This is a genomic window from Stenotrophomonas sp. STEN056 (assembly GCF_056759635.1).
This window is the reverse complement of sequence record NZ_JBRRDL010000069.1, coordinates 1-733: the sequence shown is the minus strand read 5'-3', so window position 1 is coordinate 733 and position 733 is coordinate 1. Positions and strand designations below refer to the sequence as shown.

The following is a 733-nucleotide window of genomic DNA, read 5'->3' as shown; positions in this document are numbered from 1 at the left end:
GCAAAGGGAGGGCGCAGACGCGGGCGCTCATCAATCTGACAGCTCGCCAGAAGTTCCCCCTCCCTTTGCCGCCAGGCAAGGGGAGGGCCGGGGAGGGGTAGCTTTTGCTTTTTTGCTAAAAACCCCTGAGCACTCAACCCGGCAGCAACTCCCGCTCAATCAACCAACACCGCGCATCCTCCGCGTCCTGCTCGAACCACGCCTGTGTCGAACCCAGTCGATACGTGTAACCCCACGCATCCATGTCGGCCATCAAGCGTGCGCTGCCAACGCCCGGCAATTGCCCGGCCAGCACAATCTGCAGATAGCAGGTGGCATCTTCCTCGGGCACCGAGTCGGTCGCATCGGTATGCACCTGCGCGCGCCGCTCCGGTGGCAGCACGATCAGATGACACGACTCATGCAGCATGGAATGGACGGGCGTGTCGTCGCGCACATACACATCGCAGGCAATGATGCCGGCTTCGGGCTCGCCCCAGTAACTGCCGGGAATCTTCTCGCCGGCGGCAACGTGGTTGAGACGCAGGCCGTGGCGGGCGAGCAGGGCGGCCGCATCATCCCAGTGGATATCCCCCACACACAGGATGTCGTTGGCAGTATCGGCAGTGGTCAGGTCGGGCATGGCGTTCAAAAACCGCCGGGGGGGGGGGGGTTAGCGGCCCCCGGCGGGGGTTGGGGGGGTTTGGGGGGTGGGGCTTGCGGGCGGGGGGCGGCGGTGTACGACCCGGGGGGG

1 protein-coding gene is annotated in these 733 nt (G+C 65.8%); it reads right to left on the bottom strand.

Translation table 11 applies throughout. From position 1 onward, the window contains the following. Window positions 1-133: 133 nt before the first annotated feature. Complete coding sequence (locus ACVOLO_RS18030) at window positions 134-613, bottom strand: hypothetical protein (protein WP_481571699.1); 480 nt, start codon at window positions 611-613, stop codon at window positions 134-136. Window positions 614-733: the final 120 nt, after the last annotated feature.